Here is an 8,201-nt window from a genome sequence, read left to right as displayed (position 1 = left end):
CAGCCGCCTCGCCGCCTTCGCGCCGGGCCAGACGGGCGGCCAGCGCCACCACCGGCGCCTGGCTGCCCTCCTCGTCCAGGAAACCACGCTTGATCAGGATGCGTTGAATCGCGTAACTCAGCGCCGCCACCTCCGAATCATGGAAGCGCGGCACCTCGGTGCCGTCCTGGCGGACCAGGGAGCCGTAGCGGACCGTGCCCTTGTCCCAGACCACATTCCGCATATCGGCCAGCGCCTTGGCGATCGGGCCGCCCGAGCGGGCCACCATCGACAATAGCCGCATCGTCGACGTGATCCACTGCTGGCCCTCGGAGCGCTGCCCCGCTGGCATGAAAAACTCAATTGGCCGCTCGATCGTCACCGACTGACCGCCGACCGTGCCGGACACCTGCATGAAGTTGACGGTCAGGTAGACCGTCTTGTGGCCCTCATAGGTCAAATACTCGACCTTCGACGTCACGCCTTCCAGATCGCCGAGTGGCCGGCTACCGAACGGCCGCGTCAGCGGATCGTCCTCGCTCGGCGTGGCGGGCGCCGGCGCCGTGGTGGCCGTGGCGGCCGGGGTGACCGACAGCACCGCGCCAAGCACCTGGTTCGGCCGATACGTGGCGAGCCCCTTGAGCCCGGCCTTCCACGCTTCGAGGTAGAGATTGCGGAAGGCTTCGTACGGATAGTCCTCCGGCACGTTCACGGTCTTGCTGATGCTCGTGTCGATATAGGGCTGAACCGCCTCCAGCATCCGCATATGGTCGATGGCAGACATCTGGAGCGCCGTGACGAAGCTCTCCGGCAACTGCTCGACGTCGCCGCCCATATGGCGATAGAGCCGCCATGCATGGTCGGCCACCTCGAACGTGCGATAGCTGTCGTCGGGCATCCGCTTGCGCCGGTTGTAGGTCCACGAGAAGGCCGGCTCAATGCCATTCGACGCGTTATCGGCAAAGGCCAGCGTGATCGTGCCGGTTGGCGCGATCGAGAGCAGGTGCGAGTTGCGCAGGCCGTGTTCGCGGATGGCATCGCGGATGGGCTCGGGCAGGCGGCTCACGAAGCCGCCACTCAGATAGGCGTCGGCATCGAATAACGGGAAGCGGCCCTTCTCCTCGGCAAGTTCGACCGATGCCAGATAGGCGTGATCGCGCATGGTCTCGGAGATCCGACCCGCGAGCGAGCGCGCCGCATCGGTGTCATAGCGATGACCCAGCATCACCAGTGCGCTGCCAAGCCCCAGAAACCCCAGGCCGATACGACGCTTGGCCTGCGCCTCGGCCTGCTGCTCGGGCAACGGCCAGTAGGTGATGTCGAGCACGTTGTCGAGCATCCGCGTCGACACGCGCACGACCTCGGCGAACGCCTCGAAATCGAAGCTGGCCTGATCGGTAAACGGGCGGCGCACGAAGCGCGTGAGGTTGATCGAGCCCAGGCAGCAGCAACCATACGACGGCAACGGCTGCTCGGCGCACGGGTTGGTGGCCTCGATCGTCTCGCAGTAATAGAGATTGTTGTCGGCGTTGATGCGCGACAGGAACAGGATGCCCGGCTCCGCGTGGTCATAGGTGGCCTGCATGACCTGGTCCCACAGCCGACGGGCCGGCACACGCCGATACACCCACTGGCCGTCATCGCGACGATAGGCACCCGCCGCGATATCGTCCGCGCCAGGCTCGGCCTCGTGGATCAGTTCGATTTCCCCGTCAGCCGCCACCGCCTGCATGAACTCGTCGGTGACGCCAATCGAGATATTGAAGTTGGTCAGGTCGCCACGGTCCTTGGCGTGGATAAAGCTCTCGATATCGGGGTGGTCGCAGCGCAGCACGCCCATCTGCGCACCGCGCCGTGCGCCGGCCGACTCCACGGTGGCACACGATGCATCGAACACCTTCATGAACGACACCGGCCCCGATGCGCGCGAGTGCGTGGCACGCACCAGCGCGCCACCCGGCCGGATCGAGGAGAAGTCATAGCCGACACCGCCGCCGCGCCGCATCGTTTCGGCAGCCTGGGCCACGGCGGTATAGATGCTCGGCTTGCCGCCACGCACCTGGGAAACCGAGTCGCCCACAGGCTGGACGAAGCAGTTGATCAGTGTGGCTTGAATGCCCGTGCCAGCCGCCGAGTTGATACGCCCGGCCGGCACGAAGCCGCCTTCCAGCGCCCAAAGAAAGCGCGAGGCCCAAGCCTCGCGTTTGTCGGCGGGTTCCACCTCCGCAAGCGCGCGCGCCACACGGCGGCGCACATCGTCAATGGTCTGTTCCTCGCCCTTGGCGTATTTTTCCTGGAGTACTTCGATGGAGATGTCTTGCGGCGCAAGCGCGCCGCGGAGGATCTGGTCGTTTGCGTTCATGTCCCCAGCCTGTCAGATGAGAGCTTTCTGGCCCGAATTTGCCGTCCGCCATGCTGCCAGCACGGCAGGGCGCCAACCCCGCTTCAGATCAAACAACGCGCCAAAGCCCCTGCCAAGAATACAAAATTGGAAACCCTCTCAAGGTTGCGTTACAATGCCGGTCGGACGGGCCTCCTCGCATGGCGGCGCGGTCAACCTGGTCAGGTCGGGAACGAAGCAGCCACAGCCGTTTTCCACCAGTGCCGAGGGTCAGGCTCGTCCCCCTAATTCCCCTTTCTGCTTTTATCTCCCGGCATTTCCCTGATTAATCTCTGGCGCCCGCCCGTTTCCGTGCGCCAGAAACGTCCTATTGTGCGCCTGTTTTGCGAATCGGGCACGGGCCGAGTGCGCTCAGAACAATGACCCCTGCTGTGTCGTGGCGATAGGCATCGCCTGTGACGCCGAGGCACGTAGAAGCTCTACATCGATCCACTCTCCGGCCGCTGTAGCCACGCCGGCTTCGATCCGCTTGCCCGGAAACATCGGCGCCACCGCCGCTGCATAGCGCAAGAGCTGCGCGCGATAGCCCGCATGTTCCTGCGGCAACAGCCTGAGCTTGTAGTCGATGATGACGACCCGCTCGTCGAACTCCACCAGCCGGTCGATCCGCAGCAACCGGCCGCGGCCATCATAAAGCTCCACCTCGTTACGTGCAGACACGGCGTCCACCGGGAACATCAGTTCGCGCAGCGCCGGGGCCTCCAGCATTGCGCGCAGGTCCGCGACGGCCGCTTCGGCCTGCTGCCGCCAGCGCTCGCGCGCGTTCGGCGCGCCCGCGCCAGTCAGCGGGAACCAGCGCAAAACCGTTTCCACGTCGGGCAAGCTGCCATGCGCATCGGGATAGCGCGAGACACGCTCGAGCAGCGCGTGCACCAGTTCGCCATGTGCCGCGGCGTCGGCATCGAACACGATGCCCTCGGCCTCGTCGTCCGCATCGTCGATCGGCAAACGGTCGTCAGCCGCATCGCGATAGCGCAGCCGGAAATCGGTATAGCGGATGCGCTCGCTGGCGGCGGTCAGGGTATCGACTGCCGCGACGTCGGTCTCTGGATAAGCCGTAATCTCGTCACCGACACCCGCCGCAGCCAGACGCACGTACCAGCTTCCGGCGATCTCCGCCCCTGGCGCGTCTCCCTTCTCCGCCTTGCTCGCGCGCCCCTTGACTCCGCTGACCAGCAGGCCTTGCTGGGCGCGCGTCATCGCCACATAGAGCAGATTCCAGTTTTCGCGATCGGCAAGCGCCGCTTCGGCGTCGAACAGCGACGCGCGAGCCATGCCGCGCTCGTCGCGCTTGCCGTAGGCGGAAAAATGCCGTGGCACCGCCGATGTCGGCGGCCAGTCAACCAGAATGCCACCACGATCGGCCGCCGGATCGCTGTGATTCGCATCGAGCAGGATCACGAATGGCGCCTCAAGGCCCTTTGCCGCGTGCACCGTCAGAATATGAACGGCGTCGAGCTGATTGTCTCCGGCGTCGTCGGGCTCCGCCTCGGTATCCTCGACGCCTTCACCCATGCCGCCCTCGTCGGGGCTTTCATCCTCGTCACCACGCCGAATTTCCTGCAGTTCATCGATGAACTTGGGCAGGCTCGGATAGCGCCCGCCATCAAGGTCAAGCGACAGCTTCAGGAAGGCATCGAGATTGGCCAGCACCTGCTCGCGAATGGCCGCAGGCGCGGCCTCGGCATAACGGCGACGCACCTCGCCCTGGTGATAGATCTGGTCGACCAGGTCATGCACGGGCTTGTGCGGCGCGAGCGCCAGCCAGCCGCGCAGGCGCGCGACACCCGTTCGCAGCGAATCGGAAACGCGCTCAGGCAGTCCCAGCGCCTCGATGCGCGCCCACCATCCGCCCTCGCCCTCCATCATGGCCAGCAGCACCAGATCGTCGTCAGTCGCGCCCACGAGCGGGCTCTTGAGAACATGCGCGAGGTCGAGGTCCGATTCCGGCGTCATCAGGAACGCCAGGAGCGCCGAGAGGTCGAGTGCTTCCAGCGTTGTCAGCAAGCCGCCACGGCGCGGGCTCAGGCAGGGGATGCCGGCCTCGCGCATCGCACGTTCGTAATCGGCCAGAAAAGTCTTGCGTCGCACCAGCAGATGCATGTCGCGCCAGCCCGCCGGGCGAGTGCCATCGCCTTCCCTCACGGGCACCTGGTCACGCAGATAGTGCAGCCAGGCTGCCACGCGGCGACCTTCCTCGTAGCGCAGGGAGTCGCCTTTCTGCGTGCGCGGCTGGGTCAGCGTATCGCGATGGCCATCGCCCTCGGATGCTTCGTCATCCTCTGTTTCCTCCGGCTCGACGAGCGGCAGCAGCCAGACCGGTCCGGCCGGACCCCCGAGCGCCGTGGTTTGCGTTTCGTAGAGCGGATAGCGCCCTTCCGCGCGTGCGTGATCGAACACGGCGTTGACCCAGTCGAGCACCTCGGGGCGATTGCGGCGCGTGCGGTTGGTACGCAGCACGGTGGCGCCGAATCCGTCCTGAAGCATGACCCGGGCGGCATCGAACAGGCGCGCGTCCGCGCGACGGAAACGGTAAATCGACTGCTTGGGATCGCCAACCAGAAACACGGTGGGCTTCTCTCCCAGCCCCTGATAACCGGCCAGCCAGCCCTGCAGGATGCGCCATTGGAGCGGGTTCGTGTCCTGGAACTCGTCAAGCAGAAGGTGACGATATCGCGCGTCGAGACGCACCTGCAGGTACGTGGCGGTCTCCTCGTCGGCCATCAGCTTCGCCGCCAGCCATTCGAGGTCCGCGAAGTCCATCGCACGCTGGTCGCCCTTGTAGCGCTGATAACGTTCGAGCAGTGCGTCGCCCAGACGGTACAGCGCCAGGTTGATCGCGAGCACCATGGCCTCGCAGCGGCGCGCCGCGATCTCGTCCAGTCGTGCGCAGTGCTCTGCGTGCTGATCCAGCAATTCGTCAACGGCACCTTCACTACCGCACGCCTTGGCCAATGCCGTGGTACGACGCAGCGAGCGCGCCTTGCCCGCATCGGTGAAAAACGCTGCACGCAGCAATTGGAATGCATTGGCGACGGCCTCGCCCGGCGCGGCGCCCGCGTCGCGCCATGCGCGGATCGCGCGCAGTCCGTCGATGATCTTCGATGCGTGCCCCTGCTCGGTCTTGCCGCCACGACCGAGCAGCAGTGCCATCTGCGCGCATTCCTCTAGCCAGTCGTCGTCGCAGAGCGCGTCTACCAGAATGTCGGAGGTGGCATCATCCCCAAGATCCTGCGCCAGCTTCGTGGCGGGATCGCCCGACTCCTTGAACGCAAACCACTCGTTGCGTGCGTGGAACATCTGGTCGAGCAGGCCCCGCGCCTGGAAGTCACCGATCGCATCAACCAGCGCTTCGTAGGCTTCGCGCAGATCCGCGTATTGCGGCTGCGCCAGCGCGCGCCAGAACGGCGCCCAGGCCTCGCGCTTCATGCGCAAGGCATCCTCACGCAGCGACGCGCCGGGCACGATGCCCGAAGACAGCGGCGCCCCCCGCAACAACGTGCCGAACCAGCCGTGGAACGTGTCGATCGCCATGCGGCCCGGTGACGCCAGCACTTGTGCATGTAACGTCCGCGCGCGGGGCAATGCCGCGCGCGCGGCGTCTGGAGACAGCCCGCGCATTTCCAGCTGCGTCAGCACCGCCTCGTCGGTGCCGCCGGCAAGCTGCGACAGCACTTCGAGCAGGCGTTCGCGCATTTCCTCGGCGGCCTTGCGCGTAAAGGTGATAGCCAGGATTTCGTGCGGCGCGGCGCCGGCCAGCAGCAGACGGACCAGACGCGCCACCAGCAGCCACGTCTTGCCGCTGCCCGCGCAGGCCTCCACCACCACGGAGCGGCCAGGATCGCAGGCGGCGCGCGTGAAATCGGCCTCGCCCACGGATTGGCCGTCGCGCAAATAGGCGTGAACTTCGGTCATGACTGCAGATCCGGCAACGCGGTGGACTCCCAGAAACCCTTGCGGCACAGGCCGCGGGCATCGCAATAAGTACAGGCGGCGGCATCGCCGATCGCGGGCAGCTTCGCGCCTTGCCGCAAACGCACGACGTCGTGCCGCAACTGGCGTTCGAGCCAGGTCACCGCTGCCTGAAATTCCGGCAGATCGACTTCCCGCTGGGCACCGGGCGAACTGTCGCGGCCGCCCTGCTTCACACCTTCCAGCGCCACCCAACTTCCCGCCACGGCATCGGCCCGAAGCAGACCGTAGAACGCCAACTGGCAGTCTTCCTCGGCATCACCGGCCTTGCGCCGCAGGCGGCTGGCTGGCTGGGTCTTGTAATCGAGCACCGCATGAGCGCCATCCGGTCCCTTGTCGAGCCGGTCGATCCGGCCGGCCAGCCGCAGCGGCACGCCATCGGGCATCGCCACATCCACGCCGGCATCGAATTCGCCACCGCGCCAGTGCCAGCCGGCTTCCTCACGCGCCGCCTGCCATGCCACGTACGACGGCAGGACTTCCATCCAGCGGCGGTAGTAGCTGATGGCATTGCCGTCCTCGGCAATCTGCTTGCCGAACGTGGTATCCGAGATTTCCCGCAGACGCGCCAGACGCCGGTCGTTGTCACGCTCGCCAGAGGCATGGATCTCCTCGTGGTACTGCAGCAGCACGCGATGCAGCAGGTTGCCGATATCGCGCTTCTCGAGGTCGTCGCTGAGCGTGTCGAGCCCGGAAAGGCCCAACATCCGGCTGGCGAAGAATTGATAGGGGCAACGGCGCAACGTGTTGTACGCCTGCGCGCTCCAGCGCTCTGGCACGCGCTCGGGTGCCACCGGCGCAGGCATTCCGGCGGGCTGCGCGAAGGTATCGTGCAGAACGGGCGTGGCGCTGGCTTCGATCGGCGTGCCCGCGCGCGCGCAACATGCGGACAACCGCTCGATCCAGCCGGAGACATGATGCGGCTCGCCCCGGCTGCCGAAGCGTTGCCACGTCAGCACGACGTCGCTGTTGTTGAGCAGCACTTCGGCCAGATCCCGGGCCTGCTGGGCAAAGCGGGCCTCGCGGTCTTCGAGCCCAAGCTCGCGTCGCATCTGGTTCGAGAAGAACATCAGCTCGGCCGCGCTGGACGGCAATTGCGCGTCATCGCAGCCGACTACCACCACGCCGTCGAACCGTCGCATCCGGGCGCCGTTGAGCGGGAGGATCGTGATGCGCGACTGGCTCTGCGCCGAGGGCTCCTTGTAAGCCACCGATTCGAGCAATGCCGACAGCATCGCGCGAAACTCCTGCTGGTTCAGCGTGGCGTGGCTGCCAGTCTCGTCGTCGGGCAAGTCGCCCAGCTTCGCCAGCGCATCGAGCAGTTGCCGCCCGGCATCGTCGGCAGCCAGCGCAGCACGCATATCGAGCGTGTCAAGCATGGCGTCGAGGCGGCCCAGCCAGACATGGAGCGGCTGTTGCGCAAGGCCCCGCGGCCACTGCGCGGCCTCGTCGGCCAGCGTGGCGACGAGCGTGCGAGCCGCAGCGCGGATCTGCAGTTCGGCATCGCTGGCCTCCATCGTCTCCGCGTCGACCAGCGCACCTGCCGCTCGCTCGCGCTCTGCAAACAGATGCGCCAGTCTGGCCCAGCCTCCGGTAACGACAGCGCGACGGATGCGGCGTTCCATCAGCGCGATTGCCGCGCCGCGATGCTCGAATGCAGGCAGGCAAAACGGGCTCTTGAGCAGATCGAGCAGCGCCGCGCTATCGCCATCTCGCGCCAGCACGTCAAACCAGCGCATCAGCGCGGCGGCTGCGCGCGTGGTCGACAACTTCCAGCCGGTTTCATCGCGGACAGGCGCGCCGGCACGCGCCAGCAACGCGCGGGCGCGGCGGGCCACGACTCGGTCGT

At 66.4% G+C, this 8,201-nt stretch carries 3 protein-coding genes and 1 other RNA gene; 1 reads left to right on the top strand and 3 read right to left on the bottom strand.

Annotated elements, in window-relative coordinates; genetic code table 11:
* Positions 1 to 2,341: adenosylcobalamin-dependent ribonucleoside-diphosphate reductase (locus tag D769_RS18910; protein ID WP_008648303.1), on the bottom strand; the 2,341-nt coding region annotated here is incomplete at its 3' end.
* Between the two features lie 164 nt (positions 2,342 to 2,505).
* Here D769_RS18910 and ffs point away from each other — a divergent pair.
* Positions 2,506 to 2,604: signal recognition particle sRNA small type (gene ffs, locus D769_RS31285), an RNA gene on the top strand.
* Between the two features lie 127 nt (positions 2,605 to 2,731).
* Here ffs and D769_RS18905 read toward each other — a convergent pair.
* Both D769_RS18905 and D769_RS18900 read right to left on the bottom strand, forming a co-directional pair.
* Positions 2,732 to 6,295, bottom strand: coding sequence for an exodeoxyribonuclease V subunit beta (locus D769_RS18905; RefSeq protein WP_008648301.1), 3,564 nt, complete (start codon positions 6,293 to 6,295; stop codon positions 2,732 to 2,734).
* The coding region (locus D769_RS18900; protein WP_008648300.1) for a PD-(D/E)XK nuclease family protein at positions 6,292 to 8,201 on the bottom strand (1,910 nt) is incomplete at its 5' end. The genes D769_RS18905 and D769_RS18900, both read right to left, overlap by 4 nt.

Origin of the sequence: Cupriavidus sp. HMR-1 (assembly GCF_000319775.1) — a bacterium.
Classification (GTDB): domain Bacteria; phylum Pseudomonadota; class Gammaproteobacteria; order Burkholderiales; family Burkholderiaceae; genus Cupriavidus; species Cupriavidus metallidurans.
Note: the sequence above shows the minus strand (reverse complement) of the source record. Positions and strands in the feature narration are given on the sequence as shown.

Coding starts and splice junctions, on each gene's coding strand:
- D769_RS18905 (WP_008648301.1), bottom strand. CDS start 6,295: ATGACCGAAGTTCACGCCTATTTGCGCGACGGCCAATCCGTGGGCGAG.